The 14,740-nt window shown below is 46.0% G+C and carries 10 protein-coding genes; 4 read left to right on the top strand and 6 right to left on the bottom strand.

Annotated features, from left to right (window positions below; genetic code table 11):
• Window positions 1-7 precede the first annotated feature (7 nt).
• The 3 genes from C0033_RS03320 to C0033_RS03310 form a co-directional block, all read right to left on the bottom strand.
• Window positions 8-895, bottom strand: a complete 888-nt coding sequence (locus C0033_RS03320; RefSeq protein WP_103226429.1) for an ABC transporter permease — start codon at window positions 893-895, stop codon at window positions 8-10.
• Complete coding sequence (locus C0033_RS03315) at window positions 895-1,815, bottom strand: ABC transporter permease (protein WP_347501022.1); 921 nt, start codon at window positions 1,813-1,815, stop codon at window positions 895-897. Before C0033_RS03315 ends, C0033_RS03320 begins: the two co-directional genes overlap by 1 nt.
• A gap of 63 nt (window positions 1,816-1,878) precedes the next feature.
• Window positions 1,879-3,570 carry an ABC transporter substrate-binding protein gene (locus C0033_RS03310; RefSeq protein WP_103226427.1) on the bottom strand — a complete coding sequence of 564 codons (1,692 nt, stop codon included), beginning with the start codon at window positions 3,568-3,570 and terminating at the stop codon, window positions 1,879-1,881.
• Between the two features lie 268 nt (window positions 3,571-3,838).
• Here C0033_RS03310 and C0033_RS03305 point away from each other — a divergent pair, with 268 nt between their 5' ends.
• Both C0033_RS03305 and C0033_RS03300 read left to right on the top strand, forming a co-directional pair.
• Window positions 3,839-4,750: a LysR family transcriptional regulator gene (locus tag C0033_RS03305; protein ID WP_103226426.1), complete on the top strand. Its 912-nt coding sequence runs from the start codon at window positions 3,839-3,841 to the stop codon at window positions 4,748-4,750.
• Window positions 4,751-4,917: 167 nt separating this feature from the next.
• Entirely contained in the window at window positions 4,918-5,763 is an 846-nt protein-coding gene (locus C0033_RS03300) for an MBL fold metallo-hydrolase (RefSeq protein WP_103226425.1), read from the top strand.
• Between the two features lie 54 nt (window positions 5,764-5,817).
• Here the strand turns inward: C0033_RS03300 and C0033_RS03295 are convergent, their stop codons facing one another.
• Complete coding sequence (locus tag C0033_RS03295; RefSeq protein ID WP_103226424.1) at window positions 5,818-6,981, bottom strand: YgeY family selenium metabolism-linked hydrolase; 1,164 nt, start codon at window positions 6,979-6,981, stop codon at window positions 5,818-5,820.
• A gap of 152 nt (window positions 6,982-7,133) precedes the next feature.
• Between C0033_RS03295 and C0033_RS03290 the strand changes: the two genes are divergently transcribed.
• Window positions 7,134-8,027, top strand: coding sequence for an AraC family transcriptional regulator (locus C0033_RS03290; protein WP_103226423.1), 894 nt, complete (start codon window positions 7,134-7,136; stop codon window positions 8,025-8,027).
• A 10-nt stretch (window positions 8,028-8,037) separates the two neighbouring features.
• On the opposite strand, the gene C0033_RS03285 is transcribed toward C0033_RS03290, so the two are convergent.
• Complete coding sequence (locus C0033_RS03285) at window positions 8,038-9,060, bottom strand: Gfo/Idh/MocA family oxidoreductase (protein ID WP_103226422.1); 1,023 nt, start codon at window positions 9,058-9,060, stop codon at window positions 8,038-8,040.
• A 328-nt stretch (window positions 9,061-9,388) separates the two neighbouring features.
• Between C0033_RS03285 and C0033_RS03280 the strand changes: the two genes are divergently transcribed.
• Window positions 9,389-9,580 (top strand): hypothetical protein, encoded by a 192-nt coding sequence (locus C0033_RS03280; RefSeq protein ID WP_103226421.1) that lies wholly within the window; start codon window positions 9,389-9,391, stop codon window positions 9,578-9,580.
• Window positions 9,581-9,815: 235 nt separating this feature from the next.
• On the opposite strand, the gene C0033_RS03275 is transcribed toward C0033_RS03280, so the two are convergent.
• The gene (locus tag C0033_RS03275; protein ID WP_103226420.1) at window positions 9,816-14,732 is read right to left on the bottom strand and encodes an InlB B-repeat-containing protein; all 4,917 of its coding nucleotides are present in this window, start codon (window positions 14,730-14,732) and stop codon (window positions 9,816-9,818) included.
• Between the last annotated feature and the right edge of the window lie 8 nt (window positions 14,733-14,740).

Genomic DNA, 14,740 nt, shown 5'->3' with positions numbered 1-14,740 from the left:
ACCTCCACTAATTCTTTAACCTTGGGTCCAGCGCGTCTCTGAGTCCGTCGCCTAACATATTCAGGCAGAGAACCGTCAGTGCGATGAAAAGTCCCGGGAATGTAAGCATATAGGAGTAATCCCGGATATATCCCTTGGCCCCTGACAGCATGGCGCCCCATTCAGGGGTGGGAGGCTGGACTCCCAATCCGATATAGCTCAGTGAAGCGGCCGTCAGCACGGTATTTGCAACGCCCATGGTTGCCTCAACGATAAGGGGAGCCAGACTGTTTGGAAGCACGTATCTCATTATCATCCGCATCCTGCTGCAGCCGATGGATTCCGCCGCTTCCAGATACTCCTGATCCCTCACTCTCATAATCGACGCCCGAAGCACCCTTGCAAACGAGGGCACGCGGCTGATGGAAAGCGCAAGAATCGTCTTGTCGAATCCCGAACCTAACGCAGCCGATATGGCAATCGTTAATAGCAGACCGGGTATGGACTGGAAAATATCTAAAAATCTCATAATCAGGTTATCCACCATTCCGCCAAAGTAACCGGCCACAGTTCCGATCAAAACTCCCAAAACAAGTGCAAATGCAATTGATATGATTCCGATTGTCAAAGAATAACGGCCGCCGTACAAAATTCTGGTCAGAATATCCCGCCCCAGATCATCGGTTCCAAACCAGTGGGCTGCGGAAGGTCCCTGAAATGCACATTTTAAATCCATTGTAGCATATTCATAAGGCGTAAGGATCGGAGCAAAGATGGCGGACAGGGCCAAAAGAATAAATACAATCATTCCGAACATTGCCGTTTTATTATTTTTAAGCCGTTTCAAAACAGCTGCTGCCGCGCTTTCTTTCTTTTTTACGGCTTGGTTTGCAGCCGCTGTAACTGTTCCCGTCATCATTTCGCCCCCTTCTTTTTGCCGTTAACATACTGTGCTTTAATACGCGGATCCACAAATGCGTAGATCACATCCACCAGCAGCATAACCAGACTGAATACCACAGCTAAAAAGATTACAGAACCGGTTACCACCGTATAATCCCGGTTATTGACTGCGGTTACCATATAGGAACCAATTCCCGGAATCGAAAATACATTTTCAATTACCACGGAGCCGCCGAATATATGGGCGAGATGGGAACCTGCCACCGTTATGATGGGAATCAGCGCATTGGGAAGCGCATGGCCGTAGATCACACTGCGCTCGGAAAGCCCTTTTGATCTGGCCGTGGTGACATAATCAGACCGGATTACCTCCAGCATGCTGGATCTGGACTGTCTCGCCAGCCCCGCAATGCCTCCAAAGGCGCTGGCTAAGCAGGGAAGCACATAGAACTGGAAGCCGCCGATTCCCGAGGCCGGCAGCCAGCCTAACTTCAGCGCGAACACGATTACCAGCAAAAGCCCCAGCCAGAAGGAGGGAACCGATACTCCCGCCAACGCTATGATCATGCAGATCCTGTCTCCAAACCCATTTTGATGAACTGCCGCCGTAATCCCAAGAGGGATTCCGATCAGCAGCATCAGAACCATGGAAACGAACCCTACCAAAGCGGTTCTCGGCAGACGGGCCAGCAGTTCATTGGTAATGCTGTTGTTGGTGATATAAGAGGTTCCAAAATCCATATGTAAAAAGACTCGTTTCATATAAGAAGCCAGCTGTACGAAAAACGGCTGTGTCAAGCCCAGCGCCTCTCTCTTGGACTGAAGCTCCGCTTCTGTTGCCTCTGAACCCAGTATAATAACCGCCGGATCTCCTGGCACAAAATGCATAATTGTGAAGATCGCAATTGTAACTCCCAGGATTACCGGAATCATCCATAATAACCTTTTTATAACGTATTTCTTCATTATTCAGCCCTCGCTTGCTATCGGTCTCAACTACTTCTCATTCCATACATAAGTACATCCTGCAGGCATCAGCCATGGGGTGCTGTTCATGGACACATCCGTTACCACATCGCGGCAGATGGTAAACGCCAGATTGTTGTACATGCCGTATACATAGGCCTGGTCTTTCATATACTGATGAAGGTCATTCACCGTTTCCGGGCTGTTGGTGTCCGTATTGATTGCTAAAAGCACCAGGCGCTGCAGTTCATCGTCGTGAGCGAAGTTGGCCGTACCGTTTACAAAGTTTGTGGAATCCATCTTTCCTCTCCACATGCCGATCAGTTCATCGGAGGTTCCGCAGTTATCCAGAAGGATATCCCATTGTGTCGAATCATTTTTATAGGTGTTGAACAAAGTATCGTCATAAGGCAGAATCTCTGATTTAATTCCCACCTGAAGCAGATAAGCCTGCAGAATCTGGGCGATTTTATTTCTCATGGAGCTGTTGTTTGTCACAATTCTCAGGGATAATTCACCCTCTCCGTAACCGGCTTCCTTTAACAGTTCCTTTGCTTTTTCCGGATTGTATTCATAGTAGTCTTCCTCTCTCCAGGCCTCCTGGAAATCGGGCAGTTCATCCCCTCCAAATGTCTTGCACACGACTCCGTAGCCGCCGGACGCTCCGTCCACCATGCCCTGAGAATCAAAACTATATAAAACGGCCTGCCTCAGCGGCAGATTCTCATAAAACGGGCTGTTGTTGTCCACATTGAGGAACATGGTCTGTGTCAGGTTATTGACAGTTGTAAACACGTTAAATCCGTCGGAAGATCCGCCGCCGTCCATAAACCGTTCCGCTTCTGTCGCATCCAGATTATAAACCATGTCGATCTTTCCTGTTTCCAGGGCAATTGCCATCTGGGACGCTTCTTTTATTACATAGAATTCAATCCTGTCCACATTAGCCGTCTGGTTGATATCCTTTTTGGCTTCTTCTTCGTTCTGCCAGTAATCATCCCATTTTTCAATGACAAGAGATGATCCGGAAACCCATTCCACCAGTTTGTATGGGCCTGTGAAGCAGGCGTCTGTGGACATATTGTCGGAGCTCTCTTCATACGCCTTTTTCGATACCACAACGGTTCCCTGCATAATTCGTTCGAATAATGTTTTGGCGCTGCTGTTCAGGGTCAATTTCACGGTGTAATCACCGGTGGCTTCGATGCTTTCCACATATTTCATGTTGGAATAGTTATTGGCCTTTGCCTGCTCATAGCTGAATACCACGTCCTCTGCTGTAATGTTGTTGCCGTTCCAGTCATGGATGTAATCAAACAGTTCAATGTCCCAAACCGTATCGCCTGTTTTCTCCCAGCTCTTTGCCAGTTCAGGAGCCAGTTCGCCGCCGACGCCCTGGATCATGCCTAAATACTGATAGAGGCTGGATTTAATCGTAGCATTTTTCCCGTTCTGGCTTCCCGATACGAACGGATCCATGGTTCCGGGGTCTGCATCAATTCCTACCCGGATAAATGTCTTTCCATCTGCTGTTTTATAACTGCTCCAGTCCTCGGCCGCCGTATTATTTACTGCCGCTCCTGTGGTCATGGCTATGGTCGTCTCCGCAGCGCCTGACTCCTGGGCCGCAGTACCGGAAACCGTGGTTTTTGCGCAGCCGGACGTCATCCCGGTCACCATCGATAATGCAAGACACAATGCAGCAATTCTTCCCTTTTTCATGATTCCCTCTCCTTTTTCAAATAGATTCAGTCTTATAAACCCAACGGAATAACATTATTCATACCATGGTAATTTTTCATATTTTTTCTTTCACATCCGCTTTGTTTATATGCATTTTAACCTGTTTTTTGTCCTGGTATCAATTCATTTTCATCAATCCATCAATTCCGTTTTCGAATCAATTTGTTTTTTAGCGCATTTTTACCAACCTTTACAAACGGCAATCCGCTGATATATAATAGCTGCATAAACATAGGGAGGTCACGTTATGGATACAATTGCTATGGGGTATTTTATGGAAATTGCTGCGGGAGAAACCTTTTGGGAAGTGTCGGAACGGAATCATATTTCTCAGTCTTCCGTATCCAAAGCCATACTTAAATTAGAAAATGAACTGGGTGTGGATTTATTTAACAGGGAGCGAAGAACGGTTACACTGACTCCGGCTGGCCGGCAGTTCTACAATTCCCTGCAAAACCTGGCGCCTGAATTTCAAAAGGCCATCGATGATTTAGCCAAATTTTCTTCTCAGAAAGTGATCACCTACTACATCACTCCAACCGATATCTTAGGCCTTGGCTTCCATCTCAGATCCCCAGAAATCAATACACGGTATCCGGAAATATCCCTTTCCCTCTATTCCACCAAACCGGCTGCGCCGGAATCGGTATTCGCCGATCTTCAGGAGGGAAAGCTGGACTTTGCGATCATGCACAAGATGCTTTCCACGGAAGAATACTGCGATTATACCATTTTAAGCCCGGACCCACTGATGGTGATCATGCAGAAAAATCACCGCCTGGCCGGCAACCCCTTTGTCACCTTCTCTGACCTGGAAAATGAAAAAATACTTATTAAGGCCATCCATATGATGAGCGTTTACCAGGATATCTGCAATGATTTAAACATCCCCCATCCGCCTAAGGCCTTCCACTTGGAAAGCGGCGATGAGCTGCGCAGGGATCAGGTGTTCCAGCGCGTTATCTTTGGGGAAGGAATCACATTTTACTTTGAAAGCGATATCGATATCTTTAACCTGGACAATGTATACGTCTGCCCTCTGCGGGGATGTCCTGAGTTTCCCATTGTCCTTGCACAAAAAAAGGGCAGAAAGCTTTCCATTTACCAGGAAACTTTCCGCCAATACCTATGCAGTCTTGTGACTGACAAAGAAAAATAAAAGAATAAACCTTCTCTTTCATTCTATTTTGGAATTAATTCGGCCACTAAATCAGAATTGTTGCTGTTCTCGAAATTTGCTACGATTTAGTCAGCCGGTTCGGGCAGTTACAATACCTGTTCCGACCGAAATGTATTCCACTATATAATTCAAGAGGAGGTTTTCATATGTTAACAAAGCTTTTTCCTATGGTACAATTCAGAAAAAACACTTGGGAAATCGATGAATTTGACTGCGCCAGCATCTTTCTTCTGATCGGTGAAGAAAAGGCCATGGTCATCGACTGCGGTATGGGAATCGGCGATCTGCGCGGCGCTATCGAGATGATTACCGATAAACCGCTCATCGTTGTGATCAGCCACGGCCATGTAGACCACACCGGCAACGCCAGGCAGTTTGACGAAATTTGGATCAACCCAAAAGACAACACGCAGCCAATTCCCCAGGATCTCAGCCGCCGCGTCGATGACACCAGATGCATTGCCCTGCGCCAGAACGGGATTTATCCCTATGATATCAATGTGGATCTCAGGGAGCCGGGCCCAGAGGAACCCATGCCCATCATACATGAACTTCACGACGGCATGCAGTTCGACCTGGGCGGCCGCATTGTGACCGCTTATGACTGTCCCGGACATTCCGTAGGAGAAATGATTTTCCTGGATGAAAGCACCAGATGCCTGTTCTGCGGGGACGCCCTGAATTACAATCTGGGAATGAGCGCAATTCCCATCGAAACTTCAGTAAAATACCTGGAGCGCATGAGGGACATGGGCGACCGCTATGACCATATCTATAACGGCCACCATGATTTCCGGCCATTAGGCGCACCTTTAGGCGAGGATTGCCTTCCCAATGCCATCGATCTGTGCCATCAGCTGTTAAACGGCACTTACAGCCCAGTTTCCGTTCCAAGCTTCTGGGGCCCCGCATCCGGCCGCCCTGACCGGATCATGGTTTTAAAAGGCAAAAATTATCTGGGATTTGATCCGAATAAGATCTATAATAACTGAGTTTGGCCTAAAAGGACTGGGGAATTGTAAAATAATTATTTACGCATTTTGCCTTTAAAGGCGGCGGATCAATTCCACATAAAATCTGCATGCCTCACAGACCTTCTCTGCCGCGCAGTGTTCATCCCGCATATGGGCCAGCTTGTATTCGCCAGGACCGAAACCGATGGTGGGGATTCCCAATGATACGGGAACCACTGCGTTGGTCCCGAAATCCCAGAAATCGTATTTAGAAGGCTTTTCTCCAAACACGGTTTCATATGCCTGAGTACAGCATACGGTCAGCGGAGCGTCCAGAGATATTTTCCAAGGTTCGTGTTCCGGATGATATACAAGCTCTGTCCCCATCCAACTGGTATGGTACAGAGTTCCCGGAACCCAGTCCGCTCTTTTTCCCTTGATGAGGCCTTCCAGTTCTTCCTCAACCTGCGCCACGCTCTCCCCTAAACGCAGGCGCCGGTCAAGATATATCTCACATTCACTGGGAACCGCATTCAGGGATGCGGAAACGCTGGAAATTCTGGACAGCACAATGCTTCCTCCGCCCTCTCTGGCCTGAAGCTCTTTGTTAAGCGCATCCACCCGTTCTATGATCCCCGCCATCTCGTAAACTGCATTGACGCCTTTTTCCGGTGCAGAACCATGGGCGGAAACTCCATGCGTCCTGATTCTGGCCTGCACCTTTCCCGTATGGCCTAATGTAATCACGTTGTCGGAAGGCTCGCATATGATGCAGAAATCCGGCTTCACACCGCTGTCCTTATAAAAATGCTCCAAACATACTCCGTCGCAGTATTCTTCACAAACTGATCCGGTAACATATACGGTCTTTCCCTCCAATAATCCGGCATTTTTAGCCAATGCCGCCGCAAAGACAGATGCGCTTAAACCACCTTTCATGTCCACTGACCCACGTCCGTATACCATACCGTTTATCATCCTGGCCTCAAATGGCGGCGCTGTCCATTCCTCCTCATCTTTTACCTCCACAGTATCCATATGTGAATCAAAATGAATCACTTTTTCTCCATTTCCAACACGCCCTACCACATTTCCGGCTCCATCCACATAGGCATCATCAAAATCCAGCTCTTTCATCTTTTTAATCAGCTTTTTGGCAAGCTCCCCTTCCTCGTCGGAATAGCTGGGTGTGCGCACGCTCTCGCGGTAAAAATCGATCAATTCCTCTCCATAACTATCTGTCCATCCGTTTTTCATATCCACTCACCTCATATATATAATAATATTGCGCAAGGAGGGTTCTGCCTGTCGGCACCCCTATCGCTTATCATTGAAAATAATAGTTGATTTCGGTGTAAAAGTATATCATAATAATAGGCAATAATATAACAGGATTGAGGAATATACATATGCAGGTCTTTAACATCCCCATCGATGAAGAGCAAAAAGAAACAACCATCCACGGGTCATTTGACTTTCCGCTGGCTGTCTATGATTCTGTTATGAGCCGGAACGTTTTAGGATATATCAACTGGCATTGGCACGAGGAACTCCAATTCTGTCTTGTGACTTTGGGAACCATTGATTTTTTTGTGGGTCACAGACAATTTCATCTGAATACTGGAGAAGGCATCTTCGTAAACAGCGGATGCCTTCACATGGCCCGCCCTGGCCGCCAGCCGGACAGCGCCTATATCTGTGTGGACGCAGGGCCCAGACTGCTCAGCAGCTTTCCGGGAAGTGTATTTGAAAAGAAATATGTGCTGCCCTATCTCAGGGAAGCCGGCTTTGAATGTGTTCTTTTTAAGAGAAATGTGGATTGGCAGGCCGAAGTTCTGGTTCATATACGCAAAATCTATGAACTCTGCGAGAACCGGGTCTTTGGATATGAAATAGAATGTGCCGCCCTATTAGGACAGATATGGCTGCATCTGCTGCGCAGCTGCCCTGGAGAACTAAGCGCAGACAGCGGTTCCCATCTCAGGAATAACGCCTATGTACAGACGATCCTGAATTTTGTCAATGACCACTATAATGAGCCGCTGACCATTTCCATGATCGCCAAAGAAGTGTCTCTCAGTTCCAGCGAATGCTGCCGCCTTTTTAAGCGAGTCACCGGAGATACCATATTCTCCTACCTTCAAAGTTACCGCCTGTCAAAAGCGGTAACCCTTTTAAAGGACAGCAGCCTCCCCATAAGCCAAATCGCCTATGAGACAGGCTTTTGCAGCACCAGTTATTTTATTGAGGTTTTCAAAAAGAAGCTTAATACAACTCCCCTGCGGTACCGAAAGACATTCTGAGTCCAGAGTCTTATTCTGTAAAACTGTCTGATCCCCCGGTTTTTGCCGAAAACAGCCGCTTATCTGCCGGAAATACCAATCCGGTCTGGGCTCTCACCTGATCCATAACTTCCAAAGCCATCACAGAATACCGGTTGTGTTCCCGGCCGGTCAGGCCGTTTTCGATCAGGCGCACCCATTCCGCTGTTTCATAGACCATATTTTGATCATTCTTTCCTACGAGGATCTTTTCTGTTTCGCCATTGTTGTAGGTGATAAAAAGCTCTTTCGGATTTTCAATTGCTCTTATAATCATGCATCCGTCTTCTCCCTGAATTTGGCTGGGAACCTGGCTGTTAGATATCTTGGAATAGATCATTTCCGCCTGCATCCCTTCGTATCCTGCCAGAATCGTCCCGGAACCGTCTATGCCGTTTCTCAGCATGAGCGCTTCTCCATGAACCGACTTTGGCCGTCCGAATAATTTCATCATGGGATGAACGCAGTATACCCCGATATCCATCAGAGCTCCGTTGGAAAGTTCCGGATTGAAGGCATTTTCCACGATTCCATTTTTAAAATTATCATATCTGGAAGAATACTTACAGAATTGGAAGCTGGCCCTACGGATCGTTCCCAGTTTATGAAGGTTTTCAGATATGGCGTAAAAGCCCGGATCAAATACAGACCTCATGGCTTCCAGCAGCACCACATGCTTTTTCTCAGCCAGTTCAAGCATAGATTTTAATTCCTGGGAATTGCTGGCTATGGTTTTTTCACACAGAATATGTTTTCCATGTTCCATCAAAAGCATGGCCTGTTCATAATGAAGGCTGTTGGGACTGGCGATGTAAACTCCATCAACCGATTCCATCCGGGCCAGTTCTTCAATATCCGTGACATAGGTCTTTGCGCCAAATTCCCGGGCAAATGCTTTGGCTGTATCCTCATTTCTGGAATAAACCGCCTGGTATTCCAGGATGGGACACTCTTTTGCGGCTTCTAAAAACCATTTGGTGATAAAATTTGTTCCTATTGTTGCAAAGTGAATCATAAGGGGTTCCTCCTATTATTGTGGCATGCGGATCTGTTTTATCTGGCGGCCTTTTTGCTGTTTTAATCATATCATAAATTGCTGGGGGAGCCAGTTGCTTGGAGAAAAGCTTTGATAATAGGATGGAAATCTTTTTTTACATCAAACGTTAAGGCATTTTGGAAAATGCTTTCACGTTCGATGTAAATACCGCCCTCTTTTAAAAATTTTAAGCATTGTTCTTTTATGGGTATATGGTATAATTTACCTTAATCAGAATTTTTTGTAAAACCAATTGTCTGTGAACATGGAAATTACAATTTGTACCGCCCTATAAGAGGAGGATTTTATGAAACAATACATACAGCTTGCATTTTTAAAGGCTTTTATCGTGTCAATCGGCTTTTACTTAATTTGTACTATTTATGGATTCGTAACCAATAATCCTTATAATTCATCCCTGGTAATAGAAATCGTCTTTTTCCTGATCTGCTTTTTTGCCAGTTTATGCGAATCTCTATGGAAAAACCGGAAAAAGTAATGTACTTGTATTTCTTTTATCATTTTTTAATTTAGTGGACTAAAAAATGCTGAAAAGGAGGGAACTCCCGGGCTGCCGGGTGTTCCCTCCTTTTTAGCTGCCAATCATCGGGCTTGGAAAAACAGAATTTACATATGAGAGCAACTTTTTACACTAACCGTGAAGGCATTTTCAGAAATGCCTTCACCCTTTATGTAAATTTCTTTCCCAGTCCGCTAAACGACCTTCCGATTCTTTATTGCGCCTTTGGCACCATAAACCGTACAATGCAGTTTACGCCTGGAATCGGATACTGCACAACTCCATTTTCGCCTACCACAACGGTAACTGCAGATACATTTCCAGCCGCATCGGTAATCAGAGCTTTTACTTCCTGTCCCGGTGCAAAACTGGTCTGTTCCACCTGTGTCTGAGAAACGGTTCCGTTTACTCCTGCGATTACTTCGTAAGCAACTGCCGCTCCAACCTGCTGGTACTGGTTCAGATCGATCTCAACCTTGTCATTATATGCAGCCGCTAACGTCTGGCTTCCTGTTTGGATGGCCTGCTCTGTCGCAATTACGGTTTGTGCAAATCCTTCCAATTCAACGGCTCCTGACTTCTGCGCTACCTTGGTTCCATCCGCATATACAACGGCATTCTGTGTCACCGTAACTCCCTGTACCGTGATGGTGGTCTGCTGCACTGTCGCCCCCTGTACCTGAGATGCCAGAAGCGATCTGGTAGAACCGTCTGCTCCCACTGCAATTGTGGCGATTTCCGCTTTTTGTCCTTCGGCTAAGGTAACCGCCGCAGTTTCTTTTACGGAAACGATCGTATTGTTATTTAAGCTTCCTGCGCTGGTCAGCGTTAAATCCGCTGATATAGTGGCTTCACCGTGCTGTACCGTCACGCTCTGATCCGCTCCAACCGATACTGATACAGGAGATGAGGTATTGGTTCCGGCAGCGTTAGCATTGGTGCCCGCATTTGTGGTGGTGTTGGTAGCGGTATTGGTATTTGTGGTGTTTGTATTGCTTCCGGTACTGCTGTAGCTGTCGTCGCCGTCATCGCTGTCGTCGCTGCCGCTGTCCGTGTAAATGGCTTCCCATTTGGCATACAGGGTTATGTCTCCAAAGCTCTTGCCCGGAATCTCTGTAATCCGATTGGTAAAGCTGCTGTCTGTGTACCAACCTTCAAACCTATATGCAGATCTTGTAGGCGTGCTTAAAACAATGGTGTCCATAGCTCCATTGTAAGAGGCTGGGTTGCCGCTGTTGGTTCCCCCATTCAGTACATAGGAAATCCGGTATGTAATTAAAGTGCCGTGTCCGTCTTTATCAAAATGATAGTATACGCCATCAACCGGCACGTCGCTGTTCTTCACCAGATAACCGTCGGCATTTACCCACATATCGCTGATCCATACATTCGCTGCCTGCACTCCATCAGCCGGAGTTTCATCACCTGTAATCAGATAGCAGTAGGTTCCATTGGCTCTTTCCTCAAAGCAGAAATACTTTCTTCCGTCGACTTTTTCACCAATTCCTGCAACCTTACCTTCTGCTCCTGAATATTTGGTCACAATCGTTCCGTCAGAGAGTTCATCTTTGAAAAATGTATTGGATATATCGGTCCAATAACCGTCCGCATCAAACCGTCCATAAAATCCGCCGGCCACTCTTGTAGTGTTGACAAGCATGTAGCCTTTTCCGTTCACATAACGGAATCCATTGGCATCATTGAGCCACCGATGAATCGCTATCGTGCCGTCTTCTGCCATATAGAAGGTGTGACGGCCGTCTGATACGAACTGGCTGGTTACTTTTCTTCCATCGGCTCCCACATAGTAGGTTCCCGTGGCATCCGATACAAACTGATTTGTCACTTTCTTCCCGTCTTCTCCAAAATAGAAGGTATCATTACCATATGTGGCGAATTGTTTTGTCACCATTTTGCCATCCGCACCTACATAGTAGGTATCTGCTCCCTCTGTCACAAACCGGCTGGTAACTCTCTTGCCATCTGTTCCAAAGTAGAACGTATCCTCTCCATAAGAGGCAAACTGATTGGTAACAACCCGGCCATTTTCATCAACACAGTACAAATCGGCTCCAACGGTCACAAACTGGCTGGTCACGATCCGGCCGTCTCCGCCCACATAGTAGGTTCCTGTTTCATCCGTCACGAGGCGGTTAGACGCTTTCTTTCCGTCCTCATCAAAATAAAACGTATCGTCTTCTACCTCCACAAACTGACTGGTTACTTTTTTGCCGTCCGCATCGATGTAATAGGTATCAGTTCCTACTATTATCATCTCATCGGCCAGTTTTGTTCCATCTTCTCCCACATAATAGGTTCCTGTCCCGTCTGTTACGAACTGATTTACCACTTTCTTACCATCTGTTCCAAAATAGAAGGTATCGGTTCCATAGGTAGCAAACTGATTGGTTACCATACGGCCGTCTGATCCCACATAATAGGTGTCGGTTCCATCTGTTACAAACTGGCTGACTGTCATGCGGCCGTCCGTTCCCAGATAATAGGTTCCGGTTCCATCTGTTACAAACTGGTTCATCACCTTTTTGCCGTCTGTTCCTACATAATAAGTTCCGGTTTCATCGGTAACAAACTGGCTGACTGCCTTCTTACCGTCTTCACCGAAATAGAACGTTTCTCCGCCGTAAGTGGCAAACTGGCCGGTCACTTTTTTACCGTCTGCGTCAACATAATAGGTATCGGTTCCAACATTTATAAACTGGTCGGTCAGTTTCTTTCCGTCCGCTCCTACATAGTAGGTTCCTGTCTCATCGGTCACGAACCGGTTCAGAACTTTCTTACCGTCCGCTCCAAAATAGAATGTGCCTTCTCCTGAAGTGGCAAACTGGTTGGTTACCATTTTTCCGTCTGTATCGACGTAATAGGTATCCCCTTCAGATTCAACTAATTGGCTGGTCAGTTTCTTTCCATCTGCGCCCACATAGTAGGTTCCTGTTTTATCGGTTACGAATTGATTAATTACTTTCAGACCATTTTCTCCGAAATAGAAGGTGTCATCTCCTGAGGTGGCAAATTGATTCGTCACCATACGGCCGTCGTCTCCTAAGCAATAAGTTCCGGTTTCGTTTGTGATAAACTGGTTCTTTACCATCTTGCCATCTGCACCGAAATAGAATGTGCTGCCTTCCGTTGTTACAAACTGACTCTTCACCTTCTTGCCTTCTGCATCCACATAATAGGTATCATTTCCGACTTTTACAATCTGATCGGTCAATTTTATGCCGTCTTCACCAACATAATACTCGCTTCCGTCCTCGTCGGTAACAAAAGCTCCTGTGATTAATTTGCTGTGGCCCTCTTCATCAAACGTATAATATTTGCCGTCTATCTGCTGACTTTCCACATTTGCCAGAACATGACCCTCTTCATTAATCCACAGATCGGCAATCCAGGTATTTTTTACCAGCACGTTTTCACTGTCATTGCCTGGAAGATAGCAGGAGGTAATATTGTCTTTTTTTTCAAAGATGTAGCGCTGGCGTATTCCGCCCTCATTGGTTTCTGCAATTTTACCGTCTTTCTCTGCATATCTTAATATAAATGTTCCATTTTCCTGTTCTTCGGAACAAAATTCAAAGGAAATAGGCGTCCAGTAACCGTTTTCATCAAATTCTCCATAGTAACCTTTTGCAACTCTTACAGACTTAACGACCATGTTTCCATCGCTGTTTACATAGCGGAATCCTCCATTATACTCGATCCAGTCATGGAATACCTGTTTTCCATTTTCATCAAAATAGATAAGTCTGCCATCATACTCAACGAACTCGCTTATCACTTGGTTCCCGTCATTATCTACATAAATTCTGTTTTCTCCCTCACCAATAAAGGTATTAGTAAGTAAAAGGCTGTGTCCTTCACTGTCAAAGTCATAGTATTTTCCATCCACCTCTAACTCGTGTGCTTCAGTCAGTAAATGGCCTTCGCCGTCCACACGCAGATCTCCGACCCATACATCTGTTACTGGTGTATCTATAATTGTCTCTCCATCGTCTTTAAGAAGGTAACAGGTTAACGTTCCTGCCTCCTCCTTAAAGCAGTACTGCTGAGTATGCTTTTTGCCGCCTGCTCCGCCTATTCCTGCAATTCTTCCGGCTTCTTCCACATATTTTGTTACAGTGATTCCGTTATCCAGTGTTTCTTCAAAAAATACATTTTCAGAAGGAGTCCAGTATCCATACTCATCAAAATCACCGTAAAAGCCGGCTGTGACCTTACCTTTTTCGCCCACAATTATTTTGCCTTTGCTGTTTGCATACCGAAATTCATCGCCGGACCCCAGCCACTTTCTTGTCACCATTTCGCCGTTTTCATCTACATAAATAATGAAACCCATTTCTTTCTCTATATATTGATCCGTTATTTTTTTGCTGTTCCCAGTTATTTCATCGGTTATATAATAATATCCATCTTTTATTTCATAGTTTTCAAGCGCTATATACCAAGAATCACCGGTTTCCGAAAACATCATTATCTGCTGTTTCGATTCTGTCTGCTGTACTCCTGCAGTTATTTCCTGTTGTTTTTCGGTATTAGCGGCTTCTTCATCAGTTTCTTTAATCTCTTCGGATTTATCAGCGTCATTATTTTCATCAGATTCTTCTATTTTATCATTGTTTTCTGTTTCTTCGGTTGCGTCATCCTCACCGCTGCCCTCTAATTCACCGGTTCCTTTATTTTCTTCTGTACTTCCAGTTTCTTCGCTCTCATCAGTTTCTTCCGACTCTCCGGTTACGCCGTCCTCTCCATTTTCCACAGAATTTCCGGTCTCTTCGCTTCCGCCGTTTTCTTCCGATTCTCCTGTTTCCTCGTTCTCACCAGTACCGTCTGTCTCTCCGGCATCTTCATTCCCGGCGTTTTCTCCCGATCCATCGGTCTCATCGTCCCCGGCGTTTTCCTCGCTTCCGCCATTTTCTCCGTTCTCATCATTTTCTTCTGTCGTCACGTTCTCTTCCTGTTCCGTATCTTCCGCATATCCGGTGATCTCTGATGTTTCAGCATATGAGGAAATTACAGATACATTTCCGGCAGCCGTACCGAACGTCATCATGAAAGCGGATGCCATAGCAATCGCCTTTTTGGTAGTCCCCTTTACAAGTCTCACTCTTCTCATTACAATCC

Origin of the sequence: Clostridium sp. chh4-2 (assembly GCF_002899675.1) — a bacterium.
In the GTDB taxonomy this organism is placed as follows: Bacteria; Bacillota; Clostridia; order Lachnospirales; family Lachnospiraceae; genus CHH4-2.
This window is presented reverse-complemented; position numbering and strand designations above follow the sequence as displayed.

Coding starts and splice junctions, on each gene's coding strand:
- C0033_RS03320 (WP_103226429.1), bottom strand. CDS start 895: ATGACGGGAACAGTTACAGCGGCTGCAAACCAAGCCGTAAAAAAGAAA.
- C0033_RS03315 (WP_347501022.1), bottom strand. CDS start 1,815: ATGATTCCGGTAATCCTGGGAGTTACAATTGCGATCTTCACAATTATG.
- C0033_RS03310 (WP_103226427.1), bottom strand. CDS start 3,570: ATGAAAAAGGGAAGAATTGCTGCATTGTGTCTTGCATTATCGATGGTG.
- C0033_RS03305 (WP_103226426.1), top strand. CDS start 3,839: ATGGATACAATTGCTATGGGGTATTTTATGGAAATTGCTGCGGGAGAA.
- C0033_RS03300 (WP_103226425.1), top strand. CDS start 4,918: ATGTTAACAAAGCTTTTTCCTATGGTACAATTCAGAAAAAACACTTGG.
- C0033_RS03295 (WP_103226424.1), bottom strand. CDS start 6,981: ATGAAAAACGGATGGACAGATAGTTATGGAGAGGAATTGATCGATTTT.
- C0033_RS03290 (WP_103226423.1), top strand. CDS start 7,134: ATGCAGGTCTTTAACATCCCCATCGATGAAGAGCAAAAAGAAACAACC.
- C0033_RS03285 (WP_103226422.1), bottom strand. CDS start 9,060: ATGATTCACTTTGCAACAATAGGAACAAATTTTATCACCAAATGGTTT.
- C0033_RS03280 (WP_103226421.1), top strand. CDS start 9,389: ATGAAACAATACATACAGCTTGCATTTTTAAAGGCTTTTATCGTGTCA.
- C0033_RS03275 (WP_103226420.1), bottom strand. CDS start 14,732: ATGAGAAGAGTGAGACTTGTAAAGGGGACTACCAAAAAGGCGATTGCT.